The organism is Duganella sp. SG902 (assembly GCF_013376005.1).
Classification (GTDB): domain Bacteria; phylum Pseudomonadota; class Gammaproteobacteria; order Burkholderiales; family Burkholderiaceae_D; genus Rugamonas.
Window position 1 is genome coordinate 28,440 of record NZ_JABMJK010000001.1, and the last position, 20,524, is coordinate 48,963.

General features: G+C 65.8%; 16 protein-coding genes. All 16 read right to left on the reverse strand.

Going from position 1 to position 20,524, the window contains the following annotated elements; translation table 11 throughout:
* Positions 1-32 precede the first annotated feature (32 nt).
* The 16 genes from FHW83_RS00125 to FHW83_RS00200 all read right to left on the reverse strand — a co-directional run bounded on the left by FHW83_RS00125 (position 33) and on the right by FHW83_RS00200 (position 20,515).
* Entirely contained in the window at positions 33-800 is a 768-nt protein-coding gene (locus FHW83_RS00125; RefSeq protein ID WP_176644356.1) for an SDR family NAD(P)-dependent oxidoreductase, read from the reverse strand.
* 97 nt (positions 801-897) lie between these two features.
* Positions 898-2,466 carry an aldehyde dehydrogenase (NADP(+)) gene (locus FHW83_RS00130; protein ID WP_176644357.1) on the reverse strand — a complete coding sequence of 523 codons (1,569 nt, stop codon included), beginning with the start codon at positions 2,464-2,466 and terminating at the stop codon, positions 898-900.
* On the reverse strand, positions 2,463-3,455 hold the full coding sequence (araD1, locus tag FHW83_RS00135; protein ID WP_176644358.1) for an AraD1 family protein: 993 nt from the start codon (positions 3,453-3,455) through the stop codon (positions 2,463-2,465). Before araD1 ends, FHW83_RS00130 begins: the two co-directional genes overlap by 4 nt.
* A 93-nt stretch (positions 3,456-3,548) precedes the next feature.
* Positions 3,549-5,291, reverse strand: a complete 1,743-nt coding sequence (locus FHW83_RS00140) for an IlvD/Edd family dehydratase (RefSeq protein WP_176644359.1) — start codon at positions 5,289-5,291, stop codon at positions 3,549-3,551.
* Positions 5,292-5,422: 131 nt separating this feature from the next.
* A complete protein-coding gene (locus tag FHW83_RS00145) occupies positions 5,423-6,481 on the reverse strand; it encodes an aldose epimerase family protein (protein ID WP_176644360.1) in 1,059 nt (352 codons plus the stop codon).
* A gap of 71 nt (positions 6,482-6,552) precedes the next feature.
* A complete protein-coding gene (locus FHW83_RS00150) occupies positions 6,553-7,500 on the reverse strand; it encodes a family 43 glycosylhydrolase (RefSeq protein WP_176644361.1) in 948 nt (315 codons plus the stop codon).
* Positions 7,501-7,516: 16 nt separating this feature from the next.
* Positions 7,517-8,869, reverse strand: coding sequence for an MFS transporter (locus FHW83_RS00155; RefSeq protein ID WP_176644362.1), 1,353 nt, complete (start codon positions 8,867-8,869; stop codon positions 7,517-7,519).
* 70 nt (positions 8,870-8,939) lie between these two features.
* Positions 8,940-11,567: a TonB-dependent receptor gene (locus FHW83_RS00160; protein ID WP_176644363.1), complete on the reverse strand. Its 2,628-nt coding sequence runs from the start codon at positions 11,565-11,567 to the stop codon at positions 8,940-8,942.
* A gap of 238 nt (positions 11,568-11,805) precedes the next feature.
* Positions 11,806-12,954 (reverse strand): esterase-like activity of phytase family protein, encoded by a 1,149-nt coding sequence (locus FHW83_RS00165; RefSeq protein WP_176644364.1) that lies wholly within the window; start codon positions 12,952-12,954, stop codon positions 11,806-11,808.
* On the reverse strand, positions 12,951-13,865 hold the full coding sequence (locus tag FHW83_RS00170) for a nucleoside hydrolase (RefSeq protein WP_176644365.1): 915 nt from the start codon (positions 13,863-13,865) through the stop codon (positions 12,951-12,953). Before FHW83_RS00170 ends, FHW83_RS00165 begins: the two co-directional genes overlap by 4 nt.
* Entirely contained in the window at positions 13,862-14,812 is a 951-nt protein-coding gene (locus FHW83_RS00175) for a ribokinase (protein WP_176644366.1), read from the reverse strand. Before FHW83_RS00175 ends, FHW83_RS00170 begins: the two co-directional genes overlap by 4 nt.
* Positions 14,809-15,759, reverse strand: coding sequence for a carbohydrate kinase family protein (locus FHW83_RS00180; RefSeq protein ID WP_176644367.1), 951 nt, complete (start codon positions 15,757-15,759; stop codon positions 14,809-14,811). Before FHW83_RS00180 ends, FHW83_RS00175 begins: the two co-directional genes overlap by 4 nt.
* On the reverse strand, positions 15,756-16,844 hold the full coding sequence (locus FHW83_RS00185) for an ADP-ribosylglycohydrolase family protein (RefSeq protein WP_373997148.1): 1,089 nt from the start codon (positions 16,842-16,844) through the stop codon (positions 15,756-15,758). Before FHW83_RS00185 ends, FHW83_RS00180 begins: the two co-directional genes overlap by 4 nt.
* A 13-nt stretch (positions 16,845-16,857) precedes the next feature.
* Positions 16,858-17,835, reverse strand: coding sequence for an ABC transporter permease (locus FHW83_RS00190; protein ID WP_229223953.1), 978 nt, complete (start codon positions 17,833-17,835; stop codon positions 16,858-16,860).
* The gene (locus FHW83_RS00195) at positions 17,832-18,926 is read right to left on the reverse strand and encodes an ABC transporter permease (RefSeq protein ID WP_176644368.1); all 1,095 of its coding nucleotides are present in this window, start codon (positions 18,924-18,926) and stop codon (positions 17,832-17,834) included. The genes FHW83_RS00190 and FHW83_RS00195 overlap by 4 nt, the downstream gene beginning before the upstream one ends.
* Complete coding sequence (locus FHW83_RS00200; RefSeq protein ID WP_229223954.1) at positions 18,923-20,515, reverse strand: ABC transporter ATP-binding protein; 1,593 nt, start codon at positions 20,513-20,515, stop codon at positions 18,923-18,925. The genes FHW83_RS00195 and FHW83_RS00200 overlap by 4 nt, the downstream gene beginning before the upstream one ends.
* Between the last annotated feature and the right edge of the window lie 9 nt (positions 20,516-20,524).

Genomic DNA, 20,524 nt, shown 5'->3' on the forward strand with positions numbered 1-20,524 from the left:
CGGGGGTGAACGGTGCTGCTACCGCGGGCGGTTTATACCCAGCCCGCGTCGACGATGAATTCCTGCGCGGTGCACATGGCGCCGTCATCGGCGGCCAGGAACAGTACCATCGATGCCACGTGCTGCGGCATCAGTTTGTTTTGCAGGCACTGGTTGCGCTTGATGTCCTGCTCGCCGGCGTCGTCCAGCCACAGGTCGATCTGGCGCTGGGTCATCACCCAGCCCGGCGTGACGGTGTTAACGCGGATGCCGTGTGCGCCGAATTCGCGCGCCAGGCCACGGGTCAGGCCATGCACGGCGGCCTTGGTGGTGGCATATGCCGGATAGCCGGCGTTCTTGACGTGCCAGGAGATCGAGCCGACGTTGATGATGGAGCCGGCGCCTTTTTTCTTCATGCCTTCCAGGACGGCCTGGCAGGTGAAGAACATCGGGCGCTGGTTGACGGCGATGCACTTGTCCCAGTATTCGGGCGTGACTTCGGAGGTTTCGTGGCGCTGGTCGTTGGCGGCGTTGTTGACGAGGATGTCGAAGTCGCCCACCAGGCCGGCCAGTTCGTTGATGGTGGCCTGCAGGGCCGGGATGTCTGTGATGTCGCACTGGCGGAACAGCGGCTCGGGATAACCGGCTTCCTTCACGCGCCGGGTCAGCGCCAGGCTGGCGTCGCGGGCGATGTCGACGAAGGCGACTTGGGCGCCTTGCTCGGCGAAGGAGATCACCATCGCCTCGCCGATGCCGGTGCCGCCGCCGGTGATGAATACGCGCTTGCCGCGCAGGCTGCCAAATTTGGCCAGTTGTGTCATACAGTCTCCATTGTTATCCGCGTCGCACCGGCGAAAGCCGGTGTCCATGCTGTGCATGCGTTCTATAGGCTCCGGCTTTCGCCGGAGCGACGACGTTTTAGTTGCGGGTCAATTCACCTTCGCGGCGCAGCCATTTGGCCGAGCCGTTGTCGCGCAGGACTTCAGGCAGCAAGGCCTGCGACAGGTTCTGGTAGCACACCGGACGCAGGAATCGCGTGATCGCGCCCGTGCCCACCGAGGTGGTGCGGCCATCCGAGGTCGATGGGAACGGACCACCGTGCACCATGGCGCTGCACACTTCCACGCCGGTTGGATAGCCATTGGCCAGGATACGGCCAACCTTGCGCTCCAACACCGGCAGCAACGCTTGCGCGGCTTCCAGGTCGCCATCGTCCATTTGCAGCGTGGCGGTCAGTTGGCCTTCCAGCTTGTCCGCGACCTGGCGCAGTTCCGCCACGTCCTTGCACGCCACCACCAGCGATGCCGGGCCAAAGATCTCCTCTTGCAGCGCGTGCTGCGAAAGGAAGGCCGATGCCGAAGACACGAACAGCGCCGGAGCGCCCTTGCCTTCCGCCTGCGGCGCCAGCGCCAGGGTCTTCACGTCCGAGTGCTCGGCCAACTGGCTGACACCGCGCGCGAAGTTGCCGGCGATCCCCGGCGACAGCATGGAGCAAGCCGCGCCGCCCACCAGCGCCTGCGCGGCGGCCGCCGTAAAGCGATCCAGGTCGGGACCGGCGATCGCCAGCACCAGGCCCGGATTGGTGCACATCTGACCCACGCCCAGCGTCAGCGAGGCGGCGAAACCAGCGGCGATATCTTCCGCGCGGTTCTTCAGCGCCTGCGGCAGCAGGAACACAGGGTTGATCGAACTCATTTCGGCATACACGGGAATCGGCACCGGACGTGCGGCCGCCGCGGCCATCAACGCCATGCCGCCACCGCGCGAACCGGTGAAGCCCACCGCCTTGATGGCGGGATGGCGCACCAGCTCAATACCCAGTTCATTGCCCACGCCGGTCAGCAGCGAGAACACGCCGGCCGGCAGGCCGCAGATCTCCACCGCCTTCACCACCGCGCGGCCGACCAGTTCCGAGGTGCCGGGATGCGCGAAGTGCGCCTTCAGCACCACCGGACAACCGGCTGCCAGCGCCGACGCGGTATCGCCGCCTGCCACGGAAAACGCCAGTGGGAAGTTACTGGCGGCGAAAACCGCCACCGGGCCAAGGCCGATCATGCGCATGCGCAGGTCTGGACGCGGAGGCGTCCGATCCGGCAGCGCTTTATCGAAACGCACATCGTGCCACGAACCTTCGCGCAGCAAGTTGGCGAACAGTTTCAGCTGGCCGACGGTGCGGGCACGCTCGCCTTCCACGCGCGGGCGCGGCAGGCTGGTTTCGGCCATCACACGCTCCACCAGCACATCGCCCAGCTCCATGATCTGGTCTGCGATGGTTTCGAGGAACACGGCACGCTTCTCGTCGCTCAGCGAACGGAAGGTGTCGAACGCTTCATCGGCCAAGCGGCAGGCCTGGTCGATCTGCGCCGCGTCCACGGTACGGAATTCGGGTTCGATGGCCTGGCCCAACGCCGGGTTGTACGCGCGGACGCCCGCGCCGGTGCCCTTGACGGATTGGCCGCCGATCAGTGCATCGCCGGTGATGATCATAATGCCTTCACCTTGGCGACTTCGGTTTTGTACACGGCCAGCTTGTTGCGCAGGGCCGGGCCGAATTGCGGCGAATGAATCTCAAACGTTTCGCCCGGCTGCACCGAGATGTTGTCGGCCACGCTCAGGGTCGCGGTGCCGAAGAAGTGCACGTGCACGTCGCCCGGACGCTTGAACAGCGCATACTTGAAGTGGTGGTGCTCCAGGTTGGCGATGGTGTGCGACATATTCTGTTCGCCGCTGAAGAATGGCTTCTCCCAGCGTACCTTGCCTTCCTTGTCGTAGATGCGCGAGGTGCCTTCGATGCTGGCCGGGGCTTCGCCCACCAGCAGCGCCGGACCGAGGCCGCACACGCGCAGCTTGGAGTGCGCGAGGTACAGGTAGTTCTGGCGTTCGGTCACGTGGTCCGAGAATTCGTTGCCGATGGCGAAACCGACGCGGTATGGCTGGCCATCGTCGCCGATGATGTACAGGCCCGCCACTTCCGGTTCCTCGCCGCCGTCCAGCGCGAAGTCCGGCATGTTCAGGTCCTGGCCGCTGGCGGCCACGATCGAGCCGTCGCCCTTGTAGAACCATTCAGGCTGCACGCCCGCTTCGCCGGCGGCTGGCTTGCCGCCTTCCACGCCCATGCGGAACATCTTCATCGAGTCGCTCAGCGATTCGACGTCGCCGCCGATTTTCTTGTGCATGGCGTCGCGGGTGTCGGCGGAACCCAGGTGGGTCAGGCCGGTGCCGGTGACGTAGGTGTGGGCGTCGTCCGAATGATCCAGCGGCGACAGCAGGCGACCGGCGGCGGCGACGGCTTCAAACGAGGTGGTTTGCGCGCCGATGGCTTTTTCAGCCAGCGTGGCCAGCGGGGTGGCCTTGCGGATCGCGTCCTGGGCCAGCGCGTAGGTGGTGCTGTAGCCGTCGATGATGCGGATGGTTTTATCTTCCAGCACGCCGATCTTGCGCGCACCTTGTTCGTTTTTGAATTGTACGAGTAGCATTGAAATCTCCTAAGCGCCGTCGTTCCGGCGGAGGCCGGAACCTATAGAACGCATGCTCAGTATGGGTCCCGGCTTTCGCCGGGACGACGATGGTTAGTGCGAGTGGCGTGGAACGGCCGAGCCGCGTTTGCCGACCAGGAAGTCGAAGTCGCAGCCTTCGTCCGCCTGCAGCACGTGCTCGATGTACAGCTGCTGGTAGCCGGTCTTCGGACCTGGCGCGCTGCCTGCCTCGCGAACGGCCTGGCGTGCCGCGATCTCTTCATCCGACACTTCCAGGTTCAGCTGACCGCCCGCGCAATCCAGCGTGATCCAGTCGCCGTCCTTGACGATGCCCAGCGGGCCGCCGGCCATCGCTTCCGGCGCCACGTGCAGCACCACGGTGCCGTATGCCGTGCCACTCATGCGCGCATCCGAGATACGCACCATGTCTTTCACGCCGGCCGCCAGCAGTTTCGGCGGCAGGCCCATATTGCCCACTTCCGCCATGCCCGGATAACCTTTCGGGCCGCAGTTCTTCATCACCAGCACCGAGTCCTTGTCGACTTCCAGGTCCGGATCCATGATGCGGGCTTTGTAGTGCTCAAAGTCCTCAAACACCACCGCCTTGCCGCGATGCTGCATCAATTCAGGAGTGGCGGCCGATGGCTTCAGCACCGCGCCGCGCGGCGCCAGGTTGCCGCGCAGGATGCAGATGCCGCCGTCCTTGCGGATCGGATTGTCCAGCGTGCGGATCACTTCCTCGTCGTAGATCGGCGCGTCGTTGCAGTTTTCCCAGATGGTCTTGCCGTTGACGGTCAGCGCGTTCGGGTGCGGCAGGATGTTACCGTCGCCCATGCGGCGGATCACGCCCGGCAGGCCGCCGGCGTAATAGAACTCTTCCATCAGGAAGCGGCCCGACGGCAGCAGGTCGACGATGGTCGGGGTGCCGCGGCCCACGCGGGTCCAGTCTTCCAGTTCCAGATCGACACCAATACGGCCGGCGATGGCTTTCAAGTGGATCACGGCGTTGGTCGAGCCGCCGATGGCGGCGTTGACGCGGATGGCGTTCTCGAAATTCTCTTTGGTCAGGATCTTCGACAGCTTCAGGTCTTCCTTCACCATCTCGACGATGCGGATGCCCGACATATGCGCCAGCACATAGCGGCGTGCGTCCACGGCCGGAATGGCGGCGTTGTGCGGCAGCGAGGTGCCCAGCGATTCGGCCATGCAGGCCATGGTCGATGCGGTGCCCATGGTGTTGCAGGTACCGGCGGAACGGGAGTGGCCCGCTTCCGCCGCGATGAAATCGTGCATCGAGATCTCACCGGCCTTGACTTGCTCGTGCAGCTGCCAGACGGCGGTGCCGGAGCCGATATTCTTGCCGTTCAGTTTACCGTTCAGCATCGGGCCGCCGGTAACGACGATGGTCGGGATGTCGACCGAGGCGGCGCCCATCAGCAGCGCCGGGGTGGTTTTGTCGCAGCCGACCAGCAGCACGACGCCGTCCATCGGATTGCCGCGGATCGATTCTTCCACGTCCATGGAAGCCAGGTTACGGGTCAGCATGGCGGTCGGGCGCAGATTGGATTCGCCGTTGGAGAACACCGGGAATTCAACCGGGAAGCCGCCTGCTTCGAGGATGCCGCGCTTGACGTGTTCCGCCAGTTTGCGGAAGTGCGCGTTGCATGGGGTCAGTTCGGACCAGGTGTTGCAGATGCCGATGATCGGTTTGCCCTGGAATTCATGATCAGGAATGCCCTGATTCTTCATCCAGCTGCGATACATGAAACCGTTTTTGTCTTGCGTACCAAACCACTCGGCGGAGCGCAGCTTCACCTTTTTGTCATTCTCAGACATGCATTTCTCCTCAGTATTTTCCTGTGCGGAGGCCTGAAAATCACGCCCCCGCATCGATAAGGCATACTAAGATGTACTGAGATAACTTTCCAATAAATTGTTTATCAATATCGATACCAAAATCGATATAGCTAGACCACCGAGAAGCGGTAAGCCATCACCGTGGCGTATTCCTCGCCCGGGCGCAGGATGGTCGAAGGGAAGTCAGGCCGATTTGGTGAGTCCGGGAAGTGCTGCGGTTCGAGACAGAAGCCGCTGCGATAACTGTAGATGCGCCCTTTTCCACTGATCGAGTCGTTCAGGAAATTGCCGCTGTAGAACTGGATGCCCGGCTCCTGCGACAGCACCTCCAGCACGCGGCCGGACACCGGTTCCACCACGCGCGCCGCCACTTCCAGCGCTTTTTCCGCCGTTTTTTTCAACACGAAGTTGTGGTCATAGCCGGAACCCAGCGCCAACTGATCATCTTTTTGATCGATGCGCGCGCCGATCGGGTGCGGCGTGCGGAAATCGAATGGCGTGCCGGCCACCGGAGCTGGCGGGCCGACCGGAATCAGGCCGGCGCCGACCGGCGTGTAGGCGTCGGCATGGATGGTCAGTTCGTGGCCGAGGATATCGCCCTTGCCGGCCAGGTTGAAATACGCATGGTTGGTCAGGTTCATCGGCGTGGCCTTGTCGGTCACGGCGTGGAAGGCGATGCGCAATTCATTATTCTCGCGCAGCTCGTAGATCACCGTGACTTCGGCGGTGCCGGGATAGCCCTGGTCGCCGTCTATGCTCAGGTAAGTCAGGATCAGGCCCACCGATGCCGGCGTCTCGAAGGTTTCGGCCTCCCACAGCTGGCGATGGAAGCCGTCGGCGCCGCCGTGCAGGTGGTTGACGCCGTCGTTCACGTCCAGTTGGTGGGTGACGCCGTCCAGCGTGAAGCGGCCGTTGGCGATGCGGTTGCCGTAACGGCCGATCAGCGCGCCGAAATAATGCGATTCGCCCAGGTAGGCGTCGACATTGTCGTAACCGTGGCAGACATCGGCCAGCACGCCATCGCGGTCCGGCACCTGCAACGCGACGATCACGCCGCCCAGGTTACTGATCCTGGCGGTCATGCCATTGGCATTGGTCAGGGTGTAGAGGGTGGCTTCGCGGCCGTCCGGCAGTTTGCCAAAGGGTGATTCAGTAATCGTTGCTTGCATGTTGACTCTCTAATGACAAGGCGGCCGAGAGGTTCCCCTGCTCGGCCGCCGGAAGTGGTGCGTTCGCTTGGTTACGCGATCGACGGCTTTCCGAATACGGGCATCCCCTGCTCGTCCCACTTCAACGGTTTTACGTAGGTGTGACGGTCCGGATTCCACAGCGGGTCGCCGATAATCTCGGTGTAGGTGCGTGCATGATAAACCAACATGACAGTTTCACCATCATCCGCTACGGTAAAACTGTTATGGCCGGGGCCATACACCTTGTGCTCGAAGCAGGTTTGCAGCACCGGCTCCTTCGACTTGGTCCACGATTTCGGGTCCAGCACGTCGGCGTTTTCGTCGGCCCACAGCAGGCCCATGGCGTAGTTCTCATCGGTGGCGCTGGCCGAGTAGCTGATGAAGATCTTGCCGTTCTTCTTGAGAACGGACGGGCCTTCGTTGACCCAGAAGCCGCGAATCTCCCAGTCGAACTCCGGTTTGCTCAGCATGACCGGCGCGCCGCCCAGCTGCCACGGCGTCTTCATGGGCGCGATGTAGATGTTGGAATTGCCCTCGATGGCGTTGTCCTTCTGCGCCCATACATAGTACAGCTGTCCCTTGTGGGTGAAGGTGGTGGCGTCCAGGCAGAAGGTGTCGATGCCGGTGTCGATCTGGCCTTTGAACTCCCATTCGCCTTCCAGCGGATTGGCGGCGGCGGTGCTGATCGCGTACATGCGGTGCTGGAACAGCTTGTCCTTGATCTCGCGGCTCGGCGCGGCGGCGAAGTAGACGTACCAGGCGCCTTCATTGAAGTGCAGCTCCGGTGCCCAAACCAGTTCGCTGTACGGGCCGGTGTCCGGCTTGCGCCAGACGGTGACCTTCTCCGCGTCCGCCAGGCCGGCGATCGTTTTCGCACGACGCAGCTCGATGCGGTCGTATTCCGGCACCGAGGCGACGAAGTAGTAATAGCCGTCGGTGTGACGGTAGATATGTGGATCGGCGCGCTGCTCGATCAGCGGAGTGAGTACGTTTTCCATTTCAATTTCCATAAAATTAGACTGCCACATAGCCTTTCGCTCCCAATTCCTGTTTCACCTGCGCGTAGTAGCCGTCATTGATACGGTATTTGAACATCAGCAGACCCATGACGGTATGGAAGAAACCTGGAATCAGCGTCATCATCAGGACGATGCCGTGCAATGCGAAGTCAGTTTGTTCGACGTTGGGCACGTAGGCGAAATACGCCAGCAGCTTGCCGACCACGATGCCGGCGATGCCCATGCCGGCCTTCTGGCACACCGAAATCCCGCCGAAGGCGAAGCCGGACACGCGCTTGCCGGTCTTGACCACGCCGTAGTCGATGGTCTCGGCGATCGCCGACCAGAATACCGGCGCGTGCAGGTCCACCACGAACGACAGCAGGAAGTACAGCACGAAGGCCAGCGCCACGTCGCCCGGCTTGACCAGGAAGTAGATGGCGGCGCTGATCACGCCGACGCCGATCTGGGTCCAGCGGAACAGCTTGATCTTGCAATAGAACTTGGTGATCCAGGTCGACGCCACCATCGACAGGATGGCCGCCGCCACGCCGGTGGACAGGAAAGCCGAGATCACGGCGGCATCGGCGTGCAGGTAGTATTTGGCGTAATAGATGGCCACCGAGCCGCGCAGCACATAGCCGACGGTGCCGGTGATGCACACGCCACACAGGATCAGCCACTGGTCGTTGCGCACCAGGACCTTGATCTGCTCCCACAGCGGCTGGCGCTTGATCTCGTGCTGCACACGCTCCTTGGTGGTGAAGAAGCAGAACAGGAACAGCACTACACCCATCGCCGCCATTACCGCCATCGCCAACTCGTAGCCGGCGGCGGCGTTGCCGTTGCCGAGACGCTCCGACAGCAGCGGCACGATCACCGTCACCATGAAGGCGCCGATCTTGGCGAAGAACAGGCGGTAGCCGTTCGCTGACAAGGTCTCCTGCGGATCCTTGGACAGCACGCTGGGCAGCGAGATGTATGGAATGCCCACGCCCGCCGTCATGATGGTCATGATGATGTAGGTGGAATAGGCCCATACCAGCTTGGCGCTGTAATCCCAGTCCGGCGTGAGGAAGACGAAGAACACGCTGACGCCATAAGGTACGGCCAGCAACAGCAGCCACGGACGATAACGCCCCCAGCGCATGGTGACGCGGTCGGTGATCTGGCCCATCACCAGGTCAGCCATGGCGCCGACGAATTTGACGACGCCGAACATCAACGCAAGGTCCGTGGTCTTCAGGCCGTAGATATCGGTGTAGAAGAAGGTGATGATCAACATCATCGACGAGATCACCACATTCAGCGCCATGTCGCCCGCGCCAAAACCGATTTTCTCCAGCACCGACATTTTTTGATTCGACATCGTGATTACCTCAAAGTGCGAGGCCGCGCCCTCGCTCAGGCGGGGACGCGGCCAGATGACATCAGCTTACTCAGATCTTCCAGTTCAGGAACAGGCCAACCGAACGATCATACTTGCGCGTATCGCGCGGATACAGGTTCTTGTTGGTCCAGTAGTCCGTGTACTTGAAGTTCAGCAGATTGGTGCCGGTCAGGGTGATCGAGGTATTCTCGTTGATCTTGTAGCCCAGCGAACCATCCAGCGAGGACATGGCCGATGCGATCAGATCCAGGCCCGGGCCGCCGTCATTGTAGACCTGCGTGAACTTCGAGCGCCAGTTGTACGCCAGGCGGGCCGACACGCCATACTTCTCATACAGGCCCACCACGTTGTACGACCATTTCGACATGCCGGCGAACGGTTTGCCGTTCAGGTCCGGGTTGCTCGACGAGCTGGTTTCGCCCTGGGTGTAGGTGGCATTCGTCTCCACACCGAAGCCGCCCAGCCAACCTGGCAGCTTGTCGAAGAAGGTACGGTAAGTCACCTCCGCGCCTTGCAGGTAGCCATCGTCCGTGTTGAACGGACGGGTGGTGTCGTAGGCGATGCCGTTGAAGTTCTCCTTCACCACCTTGTTCATGATGTAGCCCTTGAACTCGTGGCGGAACAGCGCCAGGCTGGCGATGCCGGTCGACGAGAAGTACCACTCCAGCGAAGCGTCGTAGTTACGCGCGGTGAACGGCTTCAGGTCCGGGTTGCCGCCCGATGCGGTGGCCTGCACGGTGGTGCCGTTGGCGTTGACGTAGGCGGTGCCAGGGTTCAGCTGGGCGAAGTCCGGACGGGTCAGGGTCTTCGATACCGAGAAGCGGGCCAGCAGGTCGTCGCGCAGCGTGGCCTTGAAGTTTGCGCTTGGCAGATACGAGGTATCGCTCGACTTCTTCGAGGTTGGCACGATGGTGGTCCCGACCAGCGAGTTGCCCAGCAGGTCCGAATCGGTCTTGGTCACACGCATGCCCAGCACGCCGTCGAACGGAATGCCGGCGGTTTCCCAGCCCACGTGGGCCTTGCCATAGAAGGCGTAGTTCTTCTCTTCGTCGGCGAAGTAGGAGCCAGGATCGAGCGCCTTGGCGGCGCTGTTGCCGGTGACGGCCTTGCGCACATCGGCGGTGTTCGAGATCAGGTAGCTCGCGCATGGGGTGTACCACGAGGTGGTGCCCCAGTTGTTCTGCATCTGCGTGGTGCAGGTCATGCCCGGCAGCGTGGTCACGGCGACGCCGGCCGGCGCCGGGGTCGAACCCTCGTACGACTTGATCGACGAGGCGGTACGCTTGGCGGCGCGCACGCCGAAGCCGAAGTCCTTGAAGAAGCCTTCGTCCTGCATGGTGTAGGTGCCGTCGGCGCGCCAGTCGGTCGAGGAACCGTGATCGTGGCCATAGCGGTCGAACAGCTGCGACAGCGTGTATTTCGACGGGTCGTTCAGGTCCATGCCGCCGTAGGCGACGTTGGAGCTGCCGCCGACGTTGGTGTTCACCGTGGCGTTAGGCACGTTGGTGATGGTGTCCAGGATCGGGTTCTGCCAGTCGTAGTCCGACAGGGTGCGGGCGATCTCGGTGGTCAGGCGCAGGCCCGGCGCGGCGTTCCAGCGGCCGCCGATGGCGTGCTGCTGGGTGACGTTGCTGGCGCGGTTGGCCTGGGTCGACATGATGGTGTTGACGTTGTGCGAATTCAGCGTCTGCAGCTGATTCGAGCCAGGGATCTTGGTGGCGCTCATTTGATCGCCAGGGCCCCACCACGGCAGGCCGACGAAGAAGTCGGTCTCGAAGTTGTTCAGGTAGTGCGTGCCCAGGCCTTCGGCGTACAGCTCGACGTCCTTGTTCGGTTTCCACTGCAGCGCGTAGTTGGCGGCGGCGCGGCGGCGGTTGCCCAAAATGTTTTCCAGGCCCACCAGGTCAGGACCGGTCAGGTTGGGCAGCAGCCAGCTCTTGTCGATTGGCTTGGTGTTGAATACGCGCTCTTCCGAGTAGTGGTTGCGCAGGTACGACACGCCGAACAGCGCGCCGAATTCACCGAGGTCGGTCTTCCAGCGGTTGGAGATCATGCCGCTGACGTTAGGGTCGGTGCGGTCGGCCTGCGAGTTGTTGGTGGCGCCGCCATTGACCACGGCGGTGAAGCCTTTGAAGTCGAACGGACGATTGGTGCGCACGTCGATCACGCCGGCGATGCCGCCCTCGTTCAGGTCCGCGCTCTGCGATTTGTACACGTCCACGCGTTGCAGCATGGTCGACGGGATGTCGGCCAGCTGGATGTAACGGCCGGTGGTGGTGAACAGCTCGCGGCCGTTCAGCAGCGTGGCGATGCCGGGCAAGCCGCGGATCAGCACCGTGTTGGCCTCGCCGCCATCGCGACGCACCTGCACGCCGGTGACGCGCGCCAGAGTCTCGGCCACGTTGGTGTCCGGGAACTTGCCGATGTCGTCCGCGACGATGGAATCGATAACGTTATCGGCATCCTTCTTGATTTTCTGGGCGCTTTGCGCCGCGCGGCGCACGCCGGTCACGACCACGGTCGCTTCGGCGCCGGCGGATTCAGTTGCCGGGGCTTCCTGCGCCATGACTGGGAAGGTGCTCAACAAGCCTGCGGCGGCCAGGACGGCGACGCCGGATTTCAGGACGAGGCGATGCTTCGCCTGGGACGCAACGGCCCCGGATACTGTGTGTTTCATACGTCTCCAATGTTTGGTCTGTTGTCGGAGAGCTGATTGATATTCAGCCTTCTGAATTAATCTTATGGGCTGGAAGGAAAACAAACCAATCAATTTTTGGCGGTTTTCGATATCGAAAAAGGTATCAAGGAGCCGTCGGCGCAGCTTGATATGCCGCTGTTACTAGCAAAAGTGAAGTTTAAGAGCGCGTGGCCCCTGTCGTCGGCGCGCAACACCGCCGTATGGTTCAACTGGGCAACTATGGCTTCCTTGAGGGAATCACTTCAAACAATAGCAATTGCGTCACCTCGTCCCGGCTGAAGTTGTCGTCCGAGATGAACACCAGGGTGTCATGACCGTTTGCCAACGGCGGCCCCCAGGCCATGCCTTCGATGTTGTCGAGCTTGGGCAGGCGCAGGCTGTCCAGATCGAGCACCAGGCGTTTGCGCGCCGCCACATAGCCGGCGTTTTGCAAGGCAGGCAGCCGCGCCACGTCGGTGGCCGCCGTCACATCCATTTCGTACAAGCGAATGTGAAAACTGAACTCGCCGCCTGCGTTCTGGGCACCCGAGCGCTCGATGGCATACAGATGCCCTCCATCGATCGCCAGGATTTCCGACAGCCCGTTGTCAGCCAGCCGGCCTGGCGCCGGCGCGTGCGGGATCGGGTTCAGCGGATACGCATACTGTGCCAGCAAGGCGCCGTCGCGGTCGAAGCGGCTGATGCGGGCATGGGCGCCGGCCGTGATGGTGGGCGCCGCGCCGTCCTGGTACAGCGGTCCCTCCATCGCCAGCCAGAGCGAGCGGCCATCCGGGGCGAAGCTGAGTCCCTCGAACGCCAGGTTGTTGCGCACGCCGTATTCGCGCCGCGGCCATACGCGGAACATGTCTGGCGCCGGCAGCGTCCCGAGGTGGCGGCCATCGGCAGACGCGTGCCGCACAAAGGGCTGGAATCCAAGCTTCCGGTCGCCCTCACTGCCGTACCAGATGCTGTCGTCCAGCGGGTCGTAGCGTATGGTTTCGATATCGGGCACCTCACCGCCGGCGGCGGCCACCGTGGCCAGGCCGGGATAGCGGCTGCCATCGGGCTGGCGGAAGAAGTGCACGCCGGTCAGCCGCACGCCGCGAAAGGCGTTTTCGTCGTAATCCAGCGCCGCCGTGTAAAACCGCGCCGGACTCAATTCGGAGCGATCATCGCTCTCCATGATCCACTGGCCGCTGCGCGGGCTGTAATCGATGCCGGACAGGCCGCCAACTACGGTGCCCTGGAATGGCAGGCGCCATGCCAGGCGCTGCTCGCCGATGAAGCGCAGGCTGGCCCCTACGGCATGCGGCCGCGCCGGCAGGTCTGCGCAACCGGCCAGCGCGATCGCGATCGCCGGCGCCAGCAGCCAGCGCCATCCCTTCAAGGCAGGCTCCCGATCGCGCTCCGCACCAGCTCCAGCAAGGCGTCGTTGCGCACGGCCGTCATGGCCAGCGCGTTGGCCGCATGGGCATCGTCGATCTGCTCGCCGAACCAGGCCAGCGTGTGGCCGGCGGTGACGCCCGGCCGCCAGTCAACCTCGAGATGGCAAGGCTCGCCGGTGAACAGGGTCTCGTCCAGCAGATAAGCCACCGGGCAGGCGTCGTGCAGCAACGGGTCGAGTTCCGCATAGGCTTGCAGCATGCCTGCGGCGGCACGGCCGCATACGCTGCCCAGCTGATTGAAGGACTCGATCCACGCCGGGGTCATGATGGCGGAACTGGTGACGTCCAGCGGGAACAGCACGGTGTTTGCGCCGGCCGCCAGCACCATCTCGGCCGCCACCGGATCGGCGTAGAAATTGAATTCCGCCGCCGGGGTGATATTGCCCGGGAAGCGCAGCGCGCCGCCCATGACCAACAACCGGCGGGCGCGCCGCAGGATGCCCGGCGACAGGCTCTCGGCCAGCGCCAGATTGGTCAGCGGCGCCGTCGCCACCAGTTCGATGCTGTGCGGCGGATGGGACAGCAGCAGTTCGATCAGGCGGTTGGCCGCGTGCCCTTCCTGCACCAGCGCGGCGTCGCCGACATCGACCCCGCCCAGGCCATCCTCGCCGTGCACCAGGTTGCAGCGCGCCTCGGCATAGCCCAGCGGCCGCGCCGCGCCGGCGTACACCGGCACCTCGCGCCGCCCGGCCAGGTCCATGATCTTGCGGCCGTTGACGGCGGTGGTGGCCACCGGGCGGTTGCCGGCCACGGTGGTCACCGCCAGTATCCGCAGCGACGGACTACCGGCCGCCAGCAGCAGCGCCAGCGCGTCGTCGATGCCCGGATCGCAGTCGATAATGATTTGCTTCATGCAGACTCCCCTTGCTGTGTTGATTGATGCGTGGCGTGCGCCTGCGACGCCATCAGCTGTTCGATTTGCTGGCGGTCCGGCTGGGCGGCCTGGGCGCCGCGCCGCGTGCACGCCAGCGCCGCCGCCGCGCTGGCGTAGAGCATGGCCCGCTCGCGCGGCTCTCCTTCTGCAATCGCGGCCGCGAACACGCCGGCAAAGGTGTCGCCGGCGCCGGTGGTGTCCACCACCTCCACGGCAAACGCGGGCGCCGTCAGCACCTTGCCGCCGGCGTCCGCCAGCAGCGCGCCTTTGGCGCCTAGCGTGACCAGCACCTCGTTGGCGTATCGCCCGGCCAGCGCGGCGGCCAGCGCCGCCGGTGTGGCGTCGGCCACGCCGGCACCCGAGGCCAGTTGCCGCAATTCGTCCTCGTTGACGATCAGGATATCGACTGCCTGCGGGTCCAGCCGCAGGCCCTGGTCCAGCGGCGACGCATTCATGATCACTTTGCAGCCTTGCGCACGTGCGCGCCGCGCCAGCGCCATGCTGGCGGCGACGTCGGTTTCCAGCTGCAGCAGCAAGGCGCCGCTGTCGCGCAGTTGCTGGTCCGAGAGCTGCGCCGCGCTGGCCGCCAGATTGGCGCCCGGCGCCACCACGATGGTGTTCTCGCCGTGCGCGTCGAGCACAATCAACGCCACGCCGGTGCTTTGCCCGGCTACGCTGGCAACGCCGCCGATATCGACGCCGGCGGCCACCAGTTGTTCCAACGCCGGCGCGGCGAAGGCATCGTCGCCCACCGCGCCCGCCATGCAGACCCCGGCGCCGAAACGGCGCGCGGCGTGGGCCTGGTTGGCGCCCTTGCCGCCGGGCGACAGCAACGACTCGCCGCCCAGCACCGTTTCGCCCGGCGCCGGCAGGCGCGGCGCGGCCACGCTGATATCAACGTTGATGGAGCCAAATACCGTAATCACTCGTCCCTCCCTTGATGGCGCGCCAGCACGCTTTCGACGGTGGCGCGATCCGGCAGCGCGGTGCGCGCGCCCATCGCCGCCACGGTGCAGCTGGCGGCGGCGCAGGCGAAGGCCAGCGCCGCGCGCAATCGCGCTCCCTCCAGCCAGGCCGCTAGGAACGCGGCGTTGAAGCTGTCGCCGGCGCCGGCGGTGTCCAGCACCCGGGCCGGAAAGACCGCTTGCGCCGCCTGCTCGGCATCGGTCACCGCCATCGCGCCGGCCGCCCCCAGGCTGACCACCACCACCTTGGGACCCAACGCCAGCAAGGCGCGCATGGCGTCGAACGACGGCGCGCAGCCGGCGCCGGCCTCAAAGCCGGACTGGTTGAAAAACACGATGTCGGAGCGCGACACTCGCTCGCGCATCGCCTCGCCATCGGGCGCCACCGCCCTTTCGAGGTCAATCGCCACCAGCGTCCCCTGCGCGCGGGCGGTGGCGCTCAGCGTGTCAAACTGTTCCAGGTCATACGGCATGGCATATACCACGCGCGTCTCGGCCAGCGCCGCCTTCAGCTGGAGCGAGTCAAGCGGCGCGCTGTCCATCGGCTGATAGATGATGGATTTCTCGCCGCTGGGCGTCACGATCACGATGGCGGACGCCGACGCCGCGCCCTGTGTGCGCCGCAGATGGCTGGTGTCCACGCCGAACGCGGCGAACGAGTCCTGCAGCAACTGGCCCGGCGCATCGTCGCCGATGCCGCCGAAAACGCCGCTGGACAACCCCAGGCGCGCCACCGCGCACGCGACGTTGGCGGTGGTGCCGCCGGCCAGCATGCCCAGCGGCCGCCCCACGACTTTCTCACCGAGGGCGGGCGGCTCGCTGGCGGCAATGACGATATCGGCCACCGGATCGCCAAACGACAGCAATTGCCAGCGCCGCGCGCGTGCTTGCGAAATCGGTGTGCTCATCCTGCTTCCTCCTCGGTGGTGGCGTGCAGCGTCAACGCGGCCAGCCCGGCCGCCATCGCGTCCAGATCGAATTCCGCCGCGTTGACGCGCTTAAACTCGGACAACATCGGCTGCGGCAACGCCGCCGTGCCGCGCAGGGCGCCAACGATGGCGCCGGCCATGGTGGCGATCGAATCGGTGTCGTTGCCGATCGAGGCGCTCAGGGCGATGGTGCGCAGCGGGTCGCCTTTGGCATACGCTACCACGCCCAGCGCCGCCGGCACCGATTCCGCCGCCAGCACCGAGTTGCCGACCTCCCGCTCCATGCGCCGCAGGAAGGCGTCGTCGCTGTGCGACTCGCGGGCGATGCGCAAGGCCATTTCCAACCGCGCCAGATAACTGGGCCCGGCCACCAGCCGCGCGTGACGGCGCGCCAGTTGCTCGCCCGTCCGCGCACCCTGCAGCGCCGCCGCCAGCACCGGTTCCAGATCGTCCGCCACCAGCGCCTGCGCGGTCGCCGCCGCCACCGAACAGGCGGCCGAGATGGCGACGTCGGTATCGTGCGACGGCAGGCAGGTGACCAGCGCGCAGCGGCAAGCCGCGTCGACCTGGCCGGGGTACAACAGGCCAGCCGGCGCCACCCGCATGGCCGCGCCATTGGTGGTGCCCACCGTGGTCATCTTGCGGCGCGACTGGCCGATCACGCCCACCAGCGCGGTGTCGCTGCCTTCGCGCAGCGCCTTGACGATGCCGGCGGTGCTCGGCCCCATGAAACCGGCCTTGGGGCTGTGGGCGACCCAGTCCAGCAGGCAGCGCACCCACTGCTCCTGGTTCAATGCGCCGCCGGCGGCCAGCATGGCGCGCGCCAGGTAATACATCTGGCTGGCGTCGTCCGTGACTTCGCCGCGCCGGCCCTGGTTGGCGCCGGCGAAGGTGTCGTCCGGCGGATCGTCGAAGGCGGTCACCAGGCCGCCGTACTTGGCCGCGATTTCATCGATCGACCATTGTTCGGTAGGCGCGCCGAGGGCGTCGCCCATGCCGGCCAATGCCAGCGAGGCGTGGATGCGGTCTTGCAGTTGATCGCGATTGAGCGTGTCGAAATTCACTTGTATCCTTTGTTCAGAAAGAGGTGGACTTGCGGCGCCGCCGGCCTGCCAGCATCAGCGCCAGTATCGTCACCAGCGGCGGCAACATGTAGATAATCTGGGTCGGCCAGTTCAACGCGCCGAGCCGGGTGGCCAGCACGCTGGCGGCGCCGAACAGCAGCGCGGCCGCCAGCACGCCGCGCGGCCGGCGCGCGCCAAGGAACACGGCGGCCAGCGCCAGGAAACCGCGGCCGGCGGTCATGTCGGCCTGGAACAGGGACAGGTAGCCCATGCTCAGGTAGATGCCGCCCAGCCCCGCCAGCGCGCCGCTCAGCAGCAGGGCCGCGTACTGCACGCGGCGCACCGGGATGCCGGCCGCCAGCGCGGCGGCGCGGTTCTCGCCCACCGCGCGCAGCCAGGCGCCGTGGCGGGTGCGCGTCAGCCAGAACGACAGCAGCGGCACCAGCGCGAAGGCGGCGATCAGCAGCACATGGTGGCCCTGGCCGCCCTCGCCGTTGATCAGCAACTGGGCCAGCGGCAAGCCGTCCAGGCCCGGCACGTGGAGCGACGGCAGCAGCGGCGTGTTGATGCCGGCGGTCGAGCCCTTGTCGCCGATCAGGGAAACCAGCAGGAACACCGTCAGCCCGCCGGCCAGCAGATTGATGGCGATGCCGCCGACGATCAGGTCCGCGCCCAGTTCGAGATGGAACACCGCCAGCAGCGCCGTCAGCAGCAGCGCCGCCAGCAGGCCGGCCGCGCACCCCAGCCAGGGATAGAGCCACGGCGCCAGCCCGGGGAACCAGCGTTCGCCGTAGAACGCGCCGATCACGCCGAAGAAGGCGGCGATCAGCATGGTGCCCTCCAGCGCCACGTTGATGCAGCCGGCCAGCTCGGACACCAGCCCGCCCAGCGCCGCCAGCAGGATCGGCGTGGCGGCGCGCAGCAGCGCGATCAACAGCAGGGCCGCGCCCATGCCGGCGAAGCCGCCGGCCGCGGTGAGATCGGCGCTCATCGTGCACCTCCGGTCCAACGCGCCAGCCAGCCGGCCAGGCGCTGGGGCAGCAAGCGCTCCGCCACCACGAACAGGATGATCAGGGCCTGGATCACCAGCACCGTCTCCCGTGAGACGTCGGTGCTGCGCTCCATGGTCTGTGCGCCGGTGCGCAGCCAGGCGTAGAACAACGCCGCCCACGGCACCGCGCGCGGCTCGTTACGCGCGAGCAGCGCCACCAGCAGGCCGTCGTAGCCCAGGCCCGGCGTCAGGTCGACCGGCAGCCGCTTGAGCAGGCCATTGCTGATATGGAGCCCGGCCAGCGCGGCAAAGGCACCGCCGGCCGCCATCGACAGCGCCACCGCGCGGCCCACCGGCAGGCCGGCCTGCAACGCGAACGCCGGCGCCGCGCCGGTGACGCGGATCTCGTAACCGAGCGTGGTGCGCATCAACAGCAGCGCGGCGCCGGCCACAGCCAGCGGCACGGCGAACAGCAGCGTGGTCACATTGGTGTGCTCCAGCAGCGTCGAGAACACGGCAGCGGGCGGCAGCAGCGGCGTGACCTGGTAGCCGGCGTGCGGATCGCACAGCCAGTCCGCCACCGCCAGGCGGTAGAACTGCAGCGCGATCAGATTGAGCATCAGGCTGGTGACCATTTCGTTGGCGCCAAAGCGCACCTTCAGCCAGCCCGGCACCAGGCCCCAGCCAAAGCCGGTCAGCATGGCGGCGCAGGCGGCGGCCGGCAGCAGCAGCCAGGCCGCCCCGCCCTGCCGCGGCCAATACAGGCTGACGGCGGCTGCGGCCAGCGCCGCCAGGAACATCTGGCCGTCCGCGCCCAGCGAGAACTGGCGCGCGCGGAACGGCAGCGCCACCGCCAGGCCAAGGAAGGTCAACGTGATGGCGTCTTCGATCACGGTACCGAAACGCACCATGCGGTGCAGCTGCCAGCCCCCGGATGGGCTCCAGCCAATGTCCGGCAAGGCGCCGGTCAACAGCACCAGATAGGCGCGCAGCGGTTCGCGGCTGACCAGCGCGGTGATGGCCAGGCCGGCCAGCAGCGCGGCAAACACGGCCAACGCCAGGCGCCAGCCGCGCGACAATTCAGGCGTCATGCCGCCACCTCGCCGCTGAAGGGTGAGTCGAGCAGCGCGGCGGCGCCGGCCTGGCGCCGTGCGCCGGTCATGTATGCGCCCAGCTCCGCGGCGCTGGCGCCGCCGTTGAAGTGGCCGACGATCTCGCCCTGCGACAGCACGGCGATGCGGTCCGACAGTTCCAGCACCTCGTCCAGATCGGAGGAGATCAGCAGCACCGCCGCGCCGCTGTCGCGCAGCTCGACCAGGTAGCGGCGCAAGGCCTGCGCCGCGCCCAGGTCGACGCCGCGCGTCGGCTGGCTGGCGATCAGGAAGCGCGGCGCGCCGTCCAGCTCCCGGCCCAATACGATCTTTTGCATATTCCCGCCGGACAGCGCGCCAATGGCCTGCTCCGGCCCGCGCGCGGCGACGCCGTAGCGCGCCATCAGGCGCCGCGCCATGTCCTGCGTGGCGCCGGCGTTCAGCCACCCCAAGCGCGACAGGGGCTGGCGATGGTAGGCGCCGGCGATGGCGTTGTCGGCGATGCTCATGTCGGCGGCGACGCCGTTGTGCAGGCGATCCTCGGGGATGGCCGCCAGCCCCGCCGCGCGCGCCGCGCGCACGCCGGCGCCGGTGACGACCTGGCCGTCCAGCAGCGCGCGGCCGTGATCGGGCGCGCGCAGACCGCCCAGCACATCGGCCAGCGCACCCTGGCCGTTTCCCTCGACACCGGCGATGCCGAGGATCTCCCCGGCCGCTATCTCGATCGAAATGTCGTTCAACTGCGCCCTGCCGTCCGGCCGGCGCAGGCCGATGCCCCGCGCGCTGAACAGCGCCGGCAGGCCCAGTCCGCGCTTGCTGGAGTGTTCCACCTGCAGCGGCGCCAGCGCGCGGCCGACGATCATTTCGGTCAGGCGCGCGGCGTCGACCGCGCGCGCCTCGTCATGGCCGGTCACGCGCCCGCCGCGCAACACGGTAAATCGGTCCGACACGTCCAGCACCTCGCTTAATTTGTGGGTGATCAGCAGTACCGTCAGGCCCTGCGCGGTCAGCGCGCGCAAGGCGGTGAACAGCGCCTGCGCCTCGCTCGGGGTCAGCACCGCCGTCGGCTCGTCCAGCAGTATCAGGCTGGCGCCGCGATACAGTGTCTTGAGGATTTCAACCCGCTGTTGCTCGCCCAGCGACAGGCCGGCCACCAGCGCGCGCGGATCGACCTCCAGGCCGAAACGCCGCGACACCGCGCGCACCCGCTCGATCGCGGCGCGCTGATCCAGCAGGCCGAAACGCGACGGTTCGCTGCCCAGCACCACGTTCTGGGCCACCGTGAACGACGGCAGCAACTGCAGGTGCTGCGGCACCAGCCCGATGCCGGCGGCGATCGCCTCGGCGGGCGTGCGCAGCTGGCGCACCTCGCCGTCCAGCAGGATGCTGCCGTCGCTGGGCTGTTCCAGCCCGTAGAGCATTTTCATCACGGTCGATTTGCCGGCGCCGTTCTCGCCCACCAGCGCGTGGATCTCGCCGCGCCGCACCTGCAGGTTGACGCCATCGCTGGCCAGCGTGCCATTCGGGTAGCGTTTGGACACCGCGCGCAATTCAACGCGCAGGGTCTCGTGTTCGGGGTTCATCATCATTTTTTTGGG